This window comes from Mumia sp. ZJ1417 (assembly GCF_014127285.1).
In the GTDB taxonomy this organism is placed as follows: Bacteria; Actinomycetota; Actinomycetes; order Propionibacteriales; family Nocardioidaceae; genus Mumia.
This window is the reverse complement of the sequence record NZ_CP059901.1, coordinates 2,867,848-2,883,265: the sequence shown is the minus strand read 5'-3', so window position 1 is coordinate 2,883,265 and position 15,418 is coordinate 2,867,848. Positions and strand designations below refer to the sequence as shown.

18 protein-coding genes are annotated in these 15,418 nt (G+C 68.7%); 5 read left to right on the top strand and 13 right to left on the bottom strand.

Annotated elements, in window-relative coordinates; genetic code table 11:
* Window positions 1-29 precede the first annotated feature (29 nt).
* From H4N58_RS13970 to H4N58_RS13950, 5 genes are all read right to left on the bottom strand, one after another.
* Window positions 30-1,220 (bottom strand): substrate-binding domain-containing protein, encoded by a 1,191-nt coding sequence (locus tag H4N58_RS13970; RefSeq protein ID WP_167250171.1) that lies wholly within the window; start codon window positions 1,218-1,220, stop codon window positions 30-32.
* 158 nt (window positions 1,221-1,378) lie between these two features.
* Window positions 1,379-2,071 carry a response regulator transcription factor gene (locus H4N58_RS13965; RefSeq protein WP_167250173.1) on the bottom strand — a complete coding sequence of 231 codons (693 nt, stop codon included), beginning with the start codon at window positions 2,069-2,071 and terminating at the stop codon, window positions 1,379-1,381.
* Complete coding sequence (locus tag H4N58_RS13960; protein ID WP_167004081.1) at window positions 2,068-3,225, bottom strand: sensor histidine kinase; 1,158 nt, start codon at window positions 3,223-3,225, stop codon at window positions 2,068-2,070. The genes H4N58_RS13965 and H4N58_RS13960 overlap by 4 nt, the downstream gene beginning before the upstream one ends.
* 5 nt (window positions 3,226-3,230) lie before the next feature.
* Complete coding sequence (locus tag H4N58_RS13955) at window positions 3,231-3,950, bottom strand: ABC transporter permease (protein WP_167250175.1); 720 nt, start codon at window positions 3,948-3,950, stop codon at window positions 3,231-3,233.
* On the bottom strand, window positions 3,947-4,864 hold the full coding sequence (locus tag H4N58_RS13950) for an ABC transporter ATP-binding protein (protein WP_167250177.1): 918 nt from the start codon (window positions 4,862-4,864) through the stop codon (window positions 3,947-3,949). The genes H4N58_RS13955 and H4N58_RS13950 overlap by 4 nt, the downstream gene beginning before the upstream one ends.
* Window positions 4,865-5,064: 200 nt before the next feature.
* On the opposite strand from H4N58_RS13950, the gene H4N58_RS13945 reads away from it, so the two are divergent.
* Window positions 5,065-6,171: a hypothetical protein gene (locus tag H4N58_RS13945; RefSeq protein WP_167250179.1), complete on the top strand. Its 1,107-nt coding sequence runs from the start codon at window positions 5,065-5,067 to the stop codon at window positions 6,169-6,171.
* A gap of 71 nt (window positions 6,172-6,242) precedes the next feature.
* Here the strand turns inward: H4N58_RS13945 and H4N58_RS13940 are convergent, their stop codons facing one another.
* Window positions 6,243-6,878: a hypothetical protein gene (locus H4N58_RS13940; protein ID WP_167004069.1), complete on the bottom strand. Its 636-nt coding sequence runs from the start codon at window positions 6,876-6,878 to the stop codon at window positions 6,243-6,245.
* Between the two features lie 184 nt (window positions 6,879-7,062).
* Here H4N58_RS13940 and H4N58_RS13935 point away from each other — a divergent pair, with 184 nt between their 5' ends.
* From H4N58_RS13935 to H4N58_RS13920, 4 genes are all read left to right on the top strand, one after another.
* Window positions 7,063-8,208, top strand: a complete 1,146-nt coding sequence (locus H4N58_RS13935; RefSeq protein ID WP_167250181.1) for a sensor histidine kinase — start codon at window positions 7,063-7,065, stop codon at window positions 8,206-8,208.
* Window positions 8,205-8,888 carry a response regulator transcription factor gene (locus H4N58_RS13930; protein WP_243845076.1) on the top strand — a complete coding sequence of 228 codons (684 nt, stop codon included), beginning with the start codon at window positions 8,205-8,207 and terminating at the stop codon, window positions 8,886-8,888. Before H4N58_RS13935 ends, H4N58_RS13930 begins: the two co-directional genes overlap by 4 nt.
* Before the next feature lie 353 nt (window positions 8,889-9,241).
* Window positions 9,242-9,421, top strand: a complete 180-nt coding sequence (locus tag H4N58_RS13925; RefSeq protein WP_167250183.1) for an N-acetyltransferase — start codon at window positions 9,242-9,244, stop codon at window positions 9,419-9,421.
* A gap of 21 nt (window positions 9,422-9,442) precedes the next feature.
* Window positions 9,443-10,171, top strand: coding sequence for an AAA family ATPase (locus H4N58_RS13920; RefSeq protein ID WP_167004060.1), 729 nt, complete (start codon window positions 9,443-9,445; stop codon window positions 10,169-10,171).
* 27 nt (window positions 10,172-10,198) lie between these two features.
* Here the strand turns inward: H4N58_RS13920 and H4N58_RS13915 are convergent, their stop codons facing one another.
* The 7 genes from H4N58_RS13915 to H4N58_RS13885 form a co-directional block, all read right to left on the bottom strand.
* On the bottom strand, window positions 10,199-10,642 hold the full coding sequence (locus H4N58_RS13915) for a DUF6069 family protein (protein ID WP_167250185.1): 444 nt from the start codon (window positions 10,640-10,642) through the stop codon (window positions 10,199-10,201).
* Between the two features lie 20 nt (window positions 10,643-10,662).
* A complete protein-coding gene (locus tag H4N58_RS13910; protein WP_167250187.1) occupies window positions 10,663-11,463 on the bottom strand; it encodes an SRPBCC domain-containing protein in 801 nt (266 codons plus the stop codon).
* Window positions 11,460-12,038, bottom strand: coding sequence for a helix-turn-helix domain-containing protein (locus H4N58_RS13905; RefSeq protein ID WP_167250189.1), 579 nt, complete (start codon window positions 12,036-12,038; stop codon window positions 11,460-11,462). Before H4N58_RS13905 ends, H4N58_RS13910 begins: the two co-directional genes overlap by 4 nt.
* Window positions 12,039-12,184: 146 nt before the next feature.
* On the bottom strand, window positions 12,185-12,475 hold the full coding sequence (locus H4N58_RS13900) for a hypothetical protein (RefSeq protein ID WP_167250191.1): 291 nt from the start codon (window positions 12,473-12,475) through the stop codon (window positions 12,185-12,187).
* Window positions 12,476-12,711: 236 nt separating this feature from the next.
* Complete coding sequence (locus tag H4N58_RS13895) at window positions 12,712-13,926, bottom strand: cation:proton antiporter (RefSeq protein WP_167250193.1); 1,215 nt, start codon at window positions 13,924-13,926, stop codon at window positions 12,712-12,714.
* On the bottom strand, window positions 13,908-14,432 hold the full coding sequence (locus tag H4N58_RS13890) for a potassium channel family protein (protein ID WP_167004045.1): 525 nt from the start codon (window positions 14,430-14,432) through the stop codon (window positions 13,908-13,910). Before H4N58_RS13890 ends, H4N58_RS13895 begins: the two co-directional genes overlap by 19 nt.
* A 19-nt stretch (window positions 14,433-14,451) precedes the next feature.
* Window positions 14,452-15,408 (bottom strand): hypothetical protein, encoded by a 957-nt coding sequence (locus H4N58_RS13885; RefSeq protein WP_182397099.1) that lies wholly within the window; start codon window positions 15,406-15,408, stop codon window positions 14,452-14,454.
* Window positions 15,409-15,418 lie beyond the last annotated feature (10 nt).

Here is a 15,418-nt window from a genome sequence, read left to right as displayed (position 1 = left end):
CGTCGTTGTTCCTTGTCCGAGTCGGACCGTCACGGGGCCTCGGGCGGGGCGACCTGGTCGGACGGCACGGCCGCGACCAGCTCTGGCTTGAACCCGTCTCCGTCAGCCACGAGCTTCACCTGGAACATGTCCTGGACCAGCGCGTGGTCGCTCGCGCGCACCGTGGTCTTGCCCTTGGGGCCGTCGAACGACCATCCCTCGAGTGCCTTGACCATGGCGTCGACGTCGCCGTCGCCCTCCTCGATCGCGCGGACGATCATCTGACCGGCGACGAAACCGTCCGGCGAGAAGAGGTCGGGCTTGCTGCCCTTCTCCTCGAGGTACGAGACGAGGGCCTTGTTGACGTCATTGTCGCTCGCCGTGCCGAAGTAGTGGCTGAGGAAGCTGATCTTCTCCGAGGCCGGTCCGTACGCCCCGTACGTGGCGATGTCACCGAGGCCGGTCACGACCGGGGCAGCGTCGAACACACCCTGCTGCTCCAGCGACTGCCACAAGCTGCCGGAGGTGGCACCCGCCCACGCGACGAACACGAGATCGGGCTTGGTGTTGACGACCTGGCGGGCGAAGGAGGTGAACTCGGTAACGTCCTCGGCGACCAGGACGGGCTTCACGTTGCCGCCCAAGCCGTCGGCCCCGAGGACCGCCTGGACCGCCGCGACGTTGCCCTGACCGAAAGCGTTGTCCTGCGCGAGCACAGTGATCGTCTTGCCCTGCACCTCGTCGAGGAAGGTGGCCGCCGTGGCGACGTCCTGGAAGCTTTGACGTCCAGAACGGAACGTGTAGTCGTTGATGCCCGTCACGGCGTCGGCCGCCGCCGGGCCGGAGATGTAGAGGACCTTGTTCTGCTTGGCCTGCTCGGCCAGTGCGAGGGCGACGCCGGAGGACGCAGTGCCGGCGATGATCTTCACGCCGTCGCCGATGTACTCCTTGGAGAGCTGCACCGCCTTGTCGACGTCGGCGGCGTCGTCGCCCTCGGTGATCTTGATCTTCGTGCCGTCGACCTTGCCCGAACCATCGGTGGCGTAGTCGAGGCCCGCCTCGAGTCCGTCGAGGTATGCCTTTCCGTACGCCGCGAGGGGACCCGACTTCGATGTGATGACGCCGACCTCGATGGTGCCGCCGTCGGCCGAGGCGTCGTCCGATGACGGTGCGCATGCCGCGAGCGTGAGTGCTGCCGCGACTGCCGCGACAGCGAGTCGGGTGTTCTTACGTGTGCTCATGTCCGTGCCTTTCCTCCCTGAAAGGGCCCGAACCTGAAACCTGATTCGGGTCGCAGGAAACCTAGCTCGCAGGGTGATGTGCTGTCAAACACGTCGCAGGAGTCTGCGTCGACAAGGAGACGCAGAAGCGTGTCGATGACGACGAGTGCGAAATGAGGTCACATGTTTTCGTGGGTGTCGTTGAAGGTGTCGACCGCGCTGACCAATCCATTCGCGTAGGCGAGGATGACCAGCTGCACCCGGTCGCGCGCGGCGAGCTTGGTGAGCACGCGTCCGAGGTGGCTCTTCACGGTTGCCTCGGTGACCACGAGCTTCTCGGCGATCTCGGCATTCGTGAGGCCGTGGGCGACCGAGACGAGCACCTCGCGTTCGCGCTGGGTCAGGGTGTCGAGCAGCGGTGATCGGCGTAGGGGGAGCGGCGGGCGGGCGGCGAACTCCCGGATCAGTCGGCGGGTGATGGTGGGCGAGAGCAGCGCGTCGCCGGCATCGACGACTCGGATGGCTTCGGTGAGGCGGTCGCGTGGTGCGTCCTTGAGGAGAAATCCGGACGCGCCGGCGCGCAGTGCGCCATACACGTAGTCGTCGAGGTCGAAGGTGGTGAGGATCAAGACCCGTGGGGCGTGCTCGCAGTCGGACGCCGTGAGGCGTGCGGTCGCCGTGACGCCGTCCATGACAGGCATCCGCACATCCATGACGACCACGTCCGGCCCCAGTTCCGCCGCCCGCTCTACCGCCTCGACACCGTTCTGTGCCTCGCCGACGACCTCGATGCCGTCCTGGGTGCTGAGAAAGAGTCGAAGGCCCGTCCGGATCAGGTCCTGGTCATCGGCCAGCAGCACCCGGATGCTCACGGGGCCACCCTAACGGGCACGACGGCGACGACGCGGAATCCGCCCTCGGGACCTGCAGCAGCTTCGAGGGTTCCGCCGAGGAGTCGAGCACGTTCTCGCATTCCCACGAGTCCGTGGCCGGCCGCGGACGACTGCGCGACGGGACCCACTCCCCGGTCGGACACTTCGACATCGATGCGGCCGCGTCGGGTCCTGAGTCGGACCCGGGCGTGGTCGGTCTTCGCGTGGCGTAGGACGTTGGTGAGCGCCTCCTCCACGATCCGAAAGACCGAGAGGCCGACTCCTTCGTCCAGGGCCGGGCTTTCACCGTCAATCTCAAGGTCGACCGTGAGCCCGACGGCGCCGAAGCTGGCCACCAGCTCTGGCAGCTCGGCCAGACCCGGCAACGGCCGGTGCAGCGCCGCACCTGAAGCGGCGGCTTCGCCGGAGCGCAGGATCGTCAGCAACCGGCGGAGCTGAACGATGCTCTGTTCACCGCTGGACTCGACTTGTGCCAGGACGCTGGCAGCGGCTTCGGGTTCAGTCGACAGGACGTCTCGCGCGCCGCGTACGCCCACCAACATCACCGTGACAGAGTGCGCGACGATATCGTGGAGCTCCCGCGCGATCTGTGCGCGTTCCTCGTGCGCGGTGAGCGCCGCCCGTTGTTCGCGCTCGACCTGCGCGGCGATGGTGCGGGCGCGGAGGTCGGCATGGTGCAGGCGCCGACTCCGAAGAGCTGCGCCCGCCGCCCACACCGCCACCGGCGGCGGCACCGAGGTCACCGAGAGCGCCACCAGCACCGCGGTGGCACCGATCAGCGCAAACACGGCGACGCGGGTCCGACAACGCTCGGCGACGGTGAAGAGTGCGACGCAGACCAGCACTCCACCTGGGGACGCATCCAGGGCGAAAAGGGTGCCGGTGGCGGCGAGCGTGGCAGCCAGCAGCACCATCGGATGCTGTCGCCGCCAGAAGAGCGCCGCACCGACTGCCACGGTGAGGATCACCGGCACCGGCCGGGCGGTCGATTCGTCGTTGTAGAGCAGGCTCAGCTCGCCCACGACGCCGACCACGACGCCGAGCAGGTCGGCCAGCACCCGCTCGGCGCGAGGGCTGAGCCAGCGGCCGTCCCCCGGCGTGGTCAGCATGCGGGGGACGGCGAGCCGGGTCATGACCGTCACCCTAGATCTCGACGGCTCTCAGCGAGTATCGCGATCAGAGTGAGCCCGACGGCCCAGGCGGCAAGCGCCGTCGCCGACTCCGAGAAGGAGTGCGTTGCGCCATGCACGCCACGGGTGAGCACCTGCATGCTGCCGGAGGGGGTGTAGTCGACCGCCGACGCGTCGATCGTTCCGACGAGTGGAGGCGCGACGAAGTAGACGACGATCCCCGCCACCACCGCCGCGATCTGGTTGCGGAGCAGAGCGCCGAGGGCCGCGCCAATCAGCACCGAGAGCGCCCCGGCGAGAACACATCCTGCGGCCAATGGCACCAAGTGGTCCGCGGTGAGGTCAGGACCGGGATGGTGGCCGTTGACGATGGGCACGCCGAGGGCGAAGGCGGCAACAGTCGTGAGCACCGCCACGGCCAGTCCGACGACGAGGGTTGCGCCGAGCCGGACGGCCGTGACCGTCGTGGAGCTCGTGCCGGAGACGAGGACGGTGGGTGCCGCGGTGCGATGCCGGAACTCCGCGGTGACGGCCACGGCGCCGAAGAACAACAGGAGCATCGGCATCCCGCCGAGCGCCTCTTCTTTCTCACCGATCTCGTCGAGCGTTCCGGAAGCGAGCCCGACCGCGACGACGTTGAGGATCGCCAGGACGACTGAGCCGAGCGCGAACCAGAGCGGCGTACGAATCGTCAGGAGCTTGCGCACCTCGCCCACCGCAATCCTCATGACTGCGCCCCCGTCAGCTCGAGATAGACGTCTTCGAGAGAGGTCGACTGTGGTGTCAGCTCCTGGAGTGTGACCTGTTCTCGGCGGGCCAGGTCAGCGAGGGCGGAGGCATCGAGACCGGTGACGAGGAACCGGCCGTCGGCCGACTCCACCGAGATCTGGCCGCCCGCGCGTACGACGCTCTCCGTGAAGTGCCCTCCATCCTCGGTGCGGACCCAAACGCCGGCGGCGGGGGAGAGATCCGCAACCGCGCCGGAGTAGACCACGCGGCCCCGCTTGACGACGACGATGTCGTCGACCGCGCTCGCCGGCCCGCTGAGCTGGTGGCTGGAGACGAGGACCGCACGCCCGCGCTCCGCCCGGTCGCGCAGCAGCGTACGAAGCCAGTGGATCCCCTCCGGGTCGAGGCCGTTCGCAGGCTCGTCGAGCAGCAAGACGTCGGGATCACCCAGCAACGCGACTGCCAGAGCGAGTCGCTGCCGCATGCCCAGGGAGAAGGTGCCGACTCGGCGACCCGCCACCTCGGTCAAACTCGAGATCGCCAATACCTCCTCCACCCGGGTGCCGGGGAGCCCGGCGAGCCCAGCGAGGATGCGCAAGTGTTGTCGCGCGGAGCGCCCGGGATGCGCCCCGCACGACTCGATCGCCACGCCCACGGTGCGGGCATCGGGGCGGCGGTCGGCCAGCGGCGTACCGGCGAGCAGCACGCGGCCGGATGTCGGGCGCGACAGACCGGCCAACATCGCCAGCACGGTTGTCTTGCCAGCACCGTTGGGCCCGAGGAAGCCGGTGACGGCGCCGTAGCGCACGGTGAAGGAGACGTCGTCGACCGCAGTGAGTCGGCCGTACCTTTTGGTCAGGCCTTCCGCTGTGATGACCGCGGAAGGCGGGGAGTGGGTGGATAGTCTCGTCATGTCGACAACGGTCCCGCTCAGGAGGGTGCTGAGTCATCCGACTGGAGACCACACTTTGTCTGCCACTCAGGTCGGAGAAGCGAGAGGGGTGCTGGCGAGTCAGAGCGCCTCTTCGCGTGAGCTGCTGAGCGACTTACGCTGGCTTCAGCGCCTGCGCCTGACCCCGACTCGGGGTCCGGTCTCAGATGAGGGAGACGCGCATGAACAGATTCACCCGTTCGTTCCTCGCGATCAGCGCCGGATTCCTCCTGGCGCTCGGGGCCCTGAGTCCGGTCGCCACCGCGACCGCAACGCCCGGGCAAACCGCGGTCTCCGCTCGCGGGCCCCTGGTCGAGATCCCGGCGAAGGCGGCAGTCCAGCGGGCAGTCCCTCCCAGCGAGTGCTCGGGCACCCTGCTCGACGACTACGTCGACGGGCTGCTCGGCGACATGACGAACGCACAGCTCGCCTTCCTCTTCGCCCACCTCGACACCCTGCTGAACGTTCCGACGTACGATGCGCTGTTCTTCGGCACCACCGGTGACCCGGACTACGCGCTCGAGTCGCACACCCACCAGCTCCAGAACACCTTCCGTGACCTGCGGCGGTTCTGGGACATCGAGTCTGACGACATCCAGCTGATGGCGATGCACGGGGACGTGCTGCTCGACGCCGACCGCATCGCAGCCACACTGACGGCCATGGTGGCGGCAGGGGAGATCGCCCCGATGACGCCCGCCGCGATCGCCCTCGAAGCCCAGACCGTCGCGACCTTCATGCAGTCGCAAGGGGGCTTCTACGACAACCCGCTCTGGACTTTGAACGCGTTCGCGTTCACCGGCGAGGGGGAGTCCGATCCGGTGATCTCGGCGCTGCCGGACAAGCTGGTCTTCGGCGACGGCATCCTCGCGGCGTACGACGCCATCGGCCTCGGCGACGTCGGCCCGCGGGTGATCATGGCGCACGAGTTCGCCCACCACGTCCAGTACGAGCTCGGCGTCTTCGACACCGGTCCGTCGGATCCTGCGGCGGCCACGCGCCGTACCGAGCTGATGGCCGACGCCATGGCGTCGTACTACGGCACCCACAAGCAGGGTCTCGCGATGAACAAGAAGCGGGTCACCGACGCGCTCCTGAGCTTCTACACCGTCGGTGACTGCCAGTTCGCCAGCCCGGGTCACCACGGGACACCGCTGCAGCGCGAGCGTGCCGCAGCGTGGGGTGCGGATCTCGCCGCCACGGCCCAGCCCCAAAGCTACGTGCTCCCGGCTGAGACCTTTGTCGCGCTGTTCGAGGCTGCTCTGCTGGGCATCATCTCGGGGCCGTAGCCGCACAAAGCGGTGCGCTCACGCGTCAGGAGTGACGAAGGCCAGGCATCATCGTGATGCCAGGCCTTCGGTCAGACCAGCGACTCCGCCGGTCGCTCGCCGCCCCGGCTCACGCTCGGCCGCCGATGGGACACCGCCCAGATCCCGAAGACCAGCAGCCACAGCAGGTAAGCGCCTGCCGTGAAGTACAACGCCGCGGTGATGGCGCAGAGGCCGGCCAGCACGGTGAAGACGCGCAGCCAGACGGGCATCTCTGCCTTCGCCGCCAGCAGCAGTGCGACGATGCCGATGAAGAAGGCCGGTGCCGGCCCCGCGCACAGGTGACCGATCGTGCCGATCGTGTACGCAACCGACTGCGGAATCTCTTGTGCCTGCTCGCCGCCTTCGGCCATCGCGACCTGGAACCCGCCGAGCAACCACAGGCCGGTGACCGCGGTCGCCACGCCAGCGACGCACAGGCCCCAGATCAACCCGCCGACTCGTTCGAATCTGTCGCGGACCGCCCAGCCGAAGACGAGAAGCCCCAACGAGGCGAGGGCGCCGACGGTGTACAGGACGAAGTCGAGGTTGCGGTGGTGGCCTTCGATGAAGGCTTGAACATCGGCCTCGTGAAAGGTGCCGCCCATCGTGCCCGCAAAGCTCCAGGCGACGATGCCGGCAAGGAAGACGAGCAGTCCGAGGCCCGCACTGCGTGGGATGGCGTTCATGATTCCTCCTCAGAGTGACGAGAGGTAGTGGGGTCGGTTCGATCCGACCGACCGCTTCGACGCTAGGCGGCTGTCGACGCGCACGTCGTCGTCGGCTGGGACGAGATCTGCTGACTGCGAGGAGGAGGCCGAAATCCTCCCGAAGGAGGACGCGCCGCGACATCTCTGGAAGTAACGTCGGGATGTGACCCGCAGGCATTGGGCCTTCGACATCGCAGTCGCGATCGCCGTCGGCGTGCAGGGGCAGGCAGAGGCATGGTGGGGCTACGGCGAGACCCACCGGCAGGGTCCGTTATGGGCACAGTCGGCGCTGTACGCGGTCCTGGCACTGCTCCTCGTCATCCGCCGCTGGCGCCCGCTCACCTGCCTGGTGGCGATGACGGTGGCTTGTGCCGTCGAGCATGCGCTGTACGGGGCGCCAGAGGGGTTCGCGGTCGCCCTGGCGCCCCTGATCGCGACGTACACGTGCGCGCGGTGGCTGGAGTGGCGACGCTCCTGGATCGCGCTGGCGCTCGCGCCGGTGGCGTGGCTTAGTTGGTCGGCGTTCGATCCGATGAACGACTCCCTCGCAGACTGGTACGGCAGCAGCGTGTGGATGTCGCCCTTCGTCATCGCCTGGCTGCTCGGCGCGCTCGTCCGCAGCATCCGGATCAGCGCCGACCAGCGCCGGCAGGCACGTGAGCAGCGAGAGGCCCAGGCCGTCGCGCTGGAGCGCACCCGGATCGCCCGCGAGCTGCACGACGTCCTCGGGCACAGCGTGAGCGTCATGACGGTCCAAGCCTCCGCCGTACGTCGTCGGCTGACCCCCGATCAGTCGGTCGAGCGGCATGCCCTCGAGACCGTCGAGTCGGTGGGTCGGGAAGCCCTCGCAGAGATGCGCCGCATGGTCGGCGTGCTTCGTGAGGAGGGGACGCCGGGCGACCGCGAGCCGCCTCCCGGCATCGATCAGCTCGAGACGCTCCTCGAGAAGTTCCGCGCCGCCGGGCTGCCGGTCGACCTCACCATCTCCGGCACGCCACGCCCGCTCGCACCGGGGCTCGACCTGACGGCGTACCGGCTCGTCCAGGAAGGCCTGACCAACGCCCTGCGCCACGCCCGCAACCCACGCGCAGCGCAGGTGGAGATGGACTACGGCGAGACCACGCTACGGCTGTGCGTCAGCGACGACGGAGAACCAGCCAGGGTGGCGCATGCGGCCGTGGCCGAGGCGGGCAGCGGCCTGCTCGGCATGCGGGAGCGCGTGGCGGTGTACGGCGGCCGGCTGGTCGCCCGGCCGCTGCCCGACGGCGGCTTCGAGCTGCTCGCGACACTGCCGTTGGAGCCGGCGTGACAGCGCCCGAAGACACCGAGACCATCGGTGTGCTCCTCGTCGACGACCAGGCGCTCGTGCGCACCGGATTCCGCCTCATCCTTGAGATCGAGCCCGACCTCACGGTGGTGGGAGAAGCGGCCGACGGTGAGGAGGCGGTCGACCTCGCTGCTGCCGTCCAGCCGGACGTCGTGCTCATGGACGTGCGGATGCCGGGCACCGATGGCATCACCGCGACCGAGCGCATCGTGGCGGCGGGCGGGGAAGATGTCCGCGTCGTCATGCTCACGACCTTCGACATGGACGAGTACGTCTTCGACGCGCTGCGCGCCGGCGCGAGCGGATTCCTGCTCAAGGACGTGCAACCGGAGTTCCTCGTCGCCGGCATCAGAGCGGTGCACGGCGGGGACTCCCTGCTGGCGCCCTCGATTACCCGACGGATGATCGAGACGTATCTGGATCGCCCACGTGCGATCGACCCTCGTGCTCGCAGTCGCCTCGACGCGCTCACCAACCGTGAGCGCGAGACCCTCTTCCACCTGGCCGAAGGGCTCACGAACTCCGAGATCGCCACGCGCATGTTCGTCTCCGAAACCACGGTCAAGACGCACATCGGTCACATCCTGACCAAGTTGGGCCTGCGTGATCGCGTTCAGGCGGTCATCTTCGCGTACGAGACCGGCCTCGCCGGAGAGCGCTGAAGCGTCACTTCGACCGCAGGCATTGCGCGAGGTCGTTGCGGGGTGTCGGGCGCACGGAGGATGGTGGTGTGCGTTCCTGACGTGACGCCCGTACCAGCAGAGCCCGCGGACGCGACGGCCGTACGCGAGCTGGTGCGCAGCGCGTACGCGCCGTACGTCCCGCAGATCGGGCAGGAGCCGGCGCCGATGAACGCCAACTACGTGCAGGCTATCGAGGACGGGGACGTCCATGTCGTACGCGAGGCCGGCGAGGCGGTCGCCGTTGTCGTGACCCGTGGGGGAGGCGACCATCTCTTGATCGAGAACATCGCGGTCGCACCTGGGCGGCAGTCGCGGGACTCGGCAGAGGGATCTTGGCGTGGGCCGAGGCGAGCGCGACGAGTCGCGGGTACGACGAGGTCCGCCTCTACACCCACGAGACGATGGTCGAGAACATCGCCTTCTATCAGCGGCACGGTTTCGAGATCACGCGCACCGCTGCGCAGGATCCGTTCGGGCGGGTGCATTTTCGGAAGGTGTGCGCAGTTGTCTGATCCTGCTGCGACAGTGTTCGCGTGACCTTCGACAAGCAGCCGGTCGTACGAGTCTCGGCGAGCCCGGGCGCGCCGCCGCCCGAGGACTGGTCTGGTGACATTCCCGCCGTGCAGCAGCTTCTCAGCGATGGCCTCACGCTTGCTCCGGGCGTGACCTTCCTCGTCGGAGAGAACGGGTCAGGCAAGTCGACCATCGTCGAGGCGATCGCCGTGGCGTACGGACTCTCCCCCGAAGGTGGCACCGCGTTCGGACATCACGAGACGCGCACGACGGAGTCAGACCTGCACGGCTCGCTGTTGCTGCAGCGAGGTATCGGAGCGAAGCGGTGGGGCTTCTTCCTGCGCGCGGAGACGATGCACGGCTGGTACTCGTTCATTGAGGAGCATCCGGACAGCCGCGATCCGGCCTTCCACGCGATGAGTCACGGCGAGTCCTTCCTTGCGGTGCTCGAGGCACGTTTCGACTCTCCAGGTTTCTATGTCCTCGATGAGCCCGAGGCGGCGCTCTCGTTCGCGTCGACGCTCGGGCTGATGGCACGTCTCGACACGCTGGCTCGGTCGGGCGCGCAGGTCCTCTGTGCGACTCACTCGCCGGTCCTTGCGTCGCTCCCGGGTGCGCGGATCCTTGAGGTGGGTCCGTGGGGTATGCGGGAGGCTCGCTGGGAGGATCTCGAACTCGTCCGTCATTGGCGGGCGTACCTCCAGACGCCCGATCGCTATCTGAGGCACCTCCTCGACGCCGACGCATGACAGCAAGGCTCGTCGGCAACGCGTTCGTCAGTCAGTCCGCGTACGGAGGCTCCGCGCGAGGACGGGGATCATCACCGTCGCTGCGACGAGGTGGAGGCCGACGAGGGCGATGGCGGTCGCGGTGCTTGCCTCGGAGAGGAAGGGCGGGACCAGCGATATCGCGGTCAGCGTCACTGCCGTCTGCACGAATCGCTCGGCGGGGCGAGCGCTCCACCGAAGCAGCGCGGCGGCAATGACGACGCCGACGAGCGAGAAGAAGCCGGTCACCACGGCGAACCCGGACAACGGGATCGTCTCGCCGGCAGAGACCTCGAACTCGACGCCGACGGCCTGGGCGAGGGCGGCGGCGAGCGTGGTGGCGACGACCGCGGCAAGTGCGGCGATGGCGCCGGTTCCGATGAGCCCGCGGAACCGGTGGATCTGGCCCGATGCCGGGGGTGCGACGACCCCGGCGTCATCCGTGCTGTCCATGGCGATCCTCCGTCACTCGGTCACTGGTTGCGTGCCGGGACGGAGAGCCCTTGCAGCCACGACTGCCAGGCCGGCTCTTCGCGCCGTACGTAGTCCGCGGCGTCGGCAGAGAACATGTAGGCCCGTACGGCCGCCGTCGCGCTGCCGTCGCCCTCGTCGTACGCGAAGACGCTGAGCATCCCGGGCACCGGCGCGGCGAGCCGGACAAGGGTCTGTTGCTCGCCGACACGCTCGACCGTGCCGCTCGCGCCGCGCAGCTCGACGGCCGCACCCACGTCGCCAAGCCCGAGTGCGTCGTACATGGTCACCCAGAGGGTCTCCGCATCGGCGGGGTGGGAGGCGGCGGCTTCCAGCGGCGTGGCCTCCTGGCCGGGGAAGTGCGCCAGATAGAGGCGCAGGTTGTCGAAGAACGGCATCCAGCCGGGGCTCAAGGTGTCCCACCATTCCGACTCCCAGTCGGCGCCGGTCCCGAAGCCGCTGCTGGTCACTCGGACGACGCAGCTGCCGCCGGACTGGGCCTCGACGAGGAACTCTGTCGTCAGCGGGCTGAGCGCGTCCGGGTCCTTGCCCATGAGGGCGGACCAGTCCTCCTCGAAGGCGAGGCGGCGCGGCGGGTCCCAGCCGGTGACGTGACCGTCCGAGCCCATCTCGGCGCCGATGGTGAAGTGCACGGAGCCGCCCTCGTGCTCCTCGAGCTCGGTCGGCAGATACCAGGAGCTCATGCCCTTGGCGGTGGCGATGGCCTGCCAGACCTGCTCTGGGGTGCCGGGCACCTCGACGCTGAACTCCAGGCGGTACGGGACGGTCGGTGTCGTACTCATGAGTTCTCCTCAGGAAGGGGGTGGGCGGCGACGACGAGCCGGTGTGGACGTCCGTCGTCGTGGTGGTAGCGAGCGGCCAGGTCGAGCACCGCAGCGGTCAGCTCGTCCGCGAAGGCAGCACGGTCGGCGGCTGACCGGAAGCCGATCTTGGTGTCGATCGTGAGCGTCGGGAGGCGCTTGCCGGACGTCCCGGCCTGGCGTGCCAAGGTGCCGACCTCGCGCACCAGCCGCCCGGCGAGCGCGACGAGGTAGCCCGCCGACAGGTGGTCGGCGTTGGCGTCCGGATCGGCCGCGGACGCGCTGACGACAGCCGGCGACACGACGTACGACGACGCCGATGCCTGCAAGACCCGCTCGGTGATGCCGCCGTGGTGGCGCTCCTCGGACAGCTCCACCAGGCCGTGCGCCTCGAGCGCCTTGAGGTGGTAGTTGACCTTCTGTCGCGCGATGCCGACCCTGGCGGCGAGTCCGGCAGCGGAGGCTGGGACGGCCAGCTCTCCGAGCAGTCGGGCCCGGACCGGATCCAGGGCGGCGGCGGCTGCGTCCGCGCTCTCGATGACTTCGACGTCCTGCATGACTCCACCGTGCCCTTGACAAGAAATCTTGTCAAGGGATGATCGTCGGCCTGGTCATCGGCTCCGGGCTCACCTGTGCCCTCGAGATCCGGCTGGCGGGCCGCGCCGGTACCGAGTCGAGCTGGTGGTCGACGAAGCGCTGAGTCTCAGTCGGGGTCGTCGCTGTCGTCGAACACGTCGATCCAGTCGTCGTCGGGTTGCGGGAAGGCGTTCTCGCCGGACGCGAGAAGGCTGCGGGTGAACAGCTCCTGGTCCGACATCAGCTCCTTGAGGGCGGCTGCGAGATCGTTGTCGGCGGCGGCGCGGTCGGCGAGGACGGCGCGCAGGACGGCGCGGCGTACGAGTTCCTTGGCGAACGAGGCGGGGCCACGTCCGCGTCGGCGAGCCGAACCCTGCTGAGTTGTTCCGTCACGATCGCGACTTCGCTCGCCGTGCATCCGAGATGACGGTCGACGACGGCGGTGAGCGGGGACGAGTCCGAGCGCTGCTCGTGCTGGTCGACGACGTCGCGCAGGAAGCGGGAGAACGTGTCGACGAAGTCAGGGACGTCGGTCATAAGCGAACACTGCCACGTGGCGGACAGCATCCGCGCGAAGTTCCGACATCGCGCCGGAGGTCAGTGCGAAGGGTCGAGGACGCGTCTTGGGTTCTTGTGTCGAGCTCGAGATGATCGTCATGGCGCCTCTTCTCTGTCGCCGGCGGGCTTTGGTGTCGCTGCGAACCTGTTCGCGAGCGGTACGGCGGTAATCCCGTGCACGACCACGCTGACCAGCACCGCGAGCGCGATGACGGCGACGACATCGGACCCCGCGTCGTCGTGCAAGCCTTCGAGCGCGAGCAGCGCGAAGACGACGGAGGCAAGGCCTCGGGGGCCGAACCAGCCGATGAAGAAGACGCCGTACCGGCCGAATCCTGCGCCGAGAAGGGCGAGTGCGACTGGGAGCATTCGTACGAGGGTGAGGCTCAAGGCGACGTACAGGACGATGCTCCAGCTCAGGTGGTCGCCGATCATGGGAACGGCGAGGGCGCCGAAGACGAGCCAGCAGATCATGGAGGCGAGGGCCCCCGTCTGCTCGACGAAGTAGACCTCCTTGTCGCCACCTCGCCCCGCGACGTTGCCGAAGACCAGGCCGCCCACGAAGGCCGCCACGAAGCCGTTCCCGTCCACCACGAGGGCTCCGGTGTACGCGAGCAGTGCGAGAGCAAGGCCGGCGGGGCCGGCGAGCTCCTCGGACAGCCACCGTCGGCGCCGGGCTTCCTTGATGACCGCGCCGCCGAGCCAGCCGATCACGACGCCCGCGACGACGCCTACGACGAGGGCGAGGACCGCGCGGCCCGGGCTGTCCACCCCGGCGATGCCCTCGTCCGAGGCGACGCCGGCGATCGCGACGAGCACGATCGGGGTCGCGATGCCGTCGTTGAGCCCGCTCTCGACGTTGAGGGCCCCTCGTATCGGCCCGGGGACACGCGGGTTCGACATCACCGAAGCGCCGAGCGCAGCGTCCGTCGGCGCGAGTGCGGCGCCCAGCAGCAGCGCAGCCCACGGTTCGAACCCGAGCACGGTGATCGCCACGACCGTTCCGAGAGCGACGGTCAGTGGGAGCCCGACCCCGAGCAGACGGACGTACGTGCCGAGGTCCCGCTCGAACTGCATCAGCCGAACCTTCGACGCGTCGCTGAACAGGATCCAGACGAGCGTCACCTCGGCGATGGACTTCACCAGCTCGGGCTCGAGCTGGAGGTCGAAGAGTCCAGCCACTTCGGTGAACACGAAGCCCGCGGCGACGAACACGATCGGGGCGGTGAGGCCGGCGCGTTCGAGCCGGCTGGCGAGGACGCACCAGCCGAAGATCGTGACGAGTGCCACGGTCAGCGACAGGACTTCCATCGGTCATCTCCCATCTCGGTCAGAGGAGCTTGTGGATCACGGATCAGGTCGCGGTGCCCGCGTCCGCCTTGCCTCGTCATGACGACGAGCCGGGCAGTCTCGGACTGGGGTGAGATGTCGCCGAAGCCGACCGTGGCGAAGATGGTGACGGTGAAGTAGAGCGCGTCGGACCGGTTGAGCGGCTCGGTAAACATCGCGACGTCGTCAGCGCCGAGGACGAAGTACGTGGACGCGAACAGCAGCAGGAAGAGGGGCGTCGTGGCGGCGAGGGACTGGACCGCACGGATGCTCGGATAATCCGAGCGGACGATGGCCCGGGCCTGCCAGGCGATCATCGTGGCGAGCAGCGCGACGCCAACGACGAGCACGGCGAACACTGAGGCGTCCGAGAGGCGGTCCAGGGGCAGGACGTAGTACAGAACGACCAGGACCACCGAGGTGGCGAGTGCCCTGAGCGGTCCGCGTGTGATGAGCCGGCGTCGCCGCCGGGCGGTCAGGGGCACCATGGTCTCGAGCCGTTCATCGTCAGTCCCGTCGCCCGTACTGCTCCTCCGCGGTGTCGATGGTCAACCCTGAGCCGAAGTGCGGTCCGCCGCCGACGTTGTAGACCCCTGCGATGCGCTGAGGGTAGGAACCGGCGTCGATGATCGCCTCGGACCAGGTGTCAAGGTGATCGAGCAGCTCGTCGAGATCGTCGCCCAGCGCATCGAGGAGCGGCCGTTCGAGCTCGTCGGTACGGACCTCGATCTCTTCGCGGAAGGCCCGTCCGGCGTCGGTGATCTGCTCGTCGGCGGTCATCAGCCCACGTTCCCGGAGGCGTTGGAAGCCGGCATCCATGTCGGCATCGGTCCATCCGCGGCTGGGGGTGTAGGCACGGGGTGGCAGGCCCCACCACTGCTCGGTCAGGAGCAGCACCTCCACGGCGTCGGTGCCGCCGACCGCCCAGGTGATGACGTGACTGTCGCCGCGGTGCTCGCGTACCAGGTCGGCGGCCCGCCACAGGTCGCCCACGGGGGTCCCAGGCAATCCGAGCGAGTGCAATCCGGAGTAGATCGGGCGACCTGCCCAAGGCGCCGCGTCAGCCGCTCGGCGCAGCAGCTCGGTGACCCGGGCCACGTCGTCGGGCTGCTCGCCGAGCACACGCTGCAGCATCGCGGTCGCACCCTGCTCCCTTGCCGCGAGGATCGTTGGCCGGTCGGTGATCTGCCACCCGACCGTGGTGGCCGGCACCACGACCTTCGGATTGAAGCAGCCGAAGGCGGCAGCCACCACCTCACCTGGCACCTGCCCCAGACAGGCGCCGCGACTGGTGAAGTACGCCTTCATCTCCGGGCGAGCCACACCGTCCTGAGCGACCGGGCTCCCGTCGAACCCGAGCGCCTCGTACGCGCTGTGCGCCTCGGGCGCGAAGTACACCCCGGCCGCCACCGGCTCGACCGCGTTGCGTAGACGGCGCGCCTGCTCGCCGTACTCGGTCCCCATGGTCGCCCCT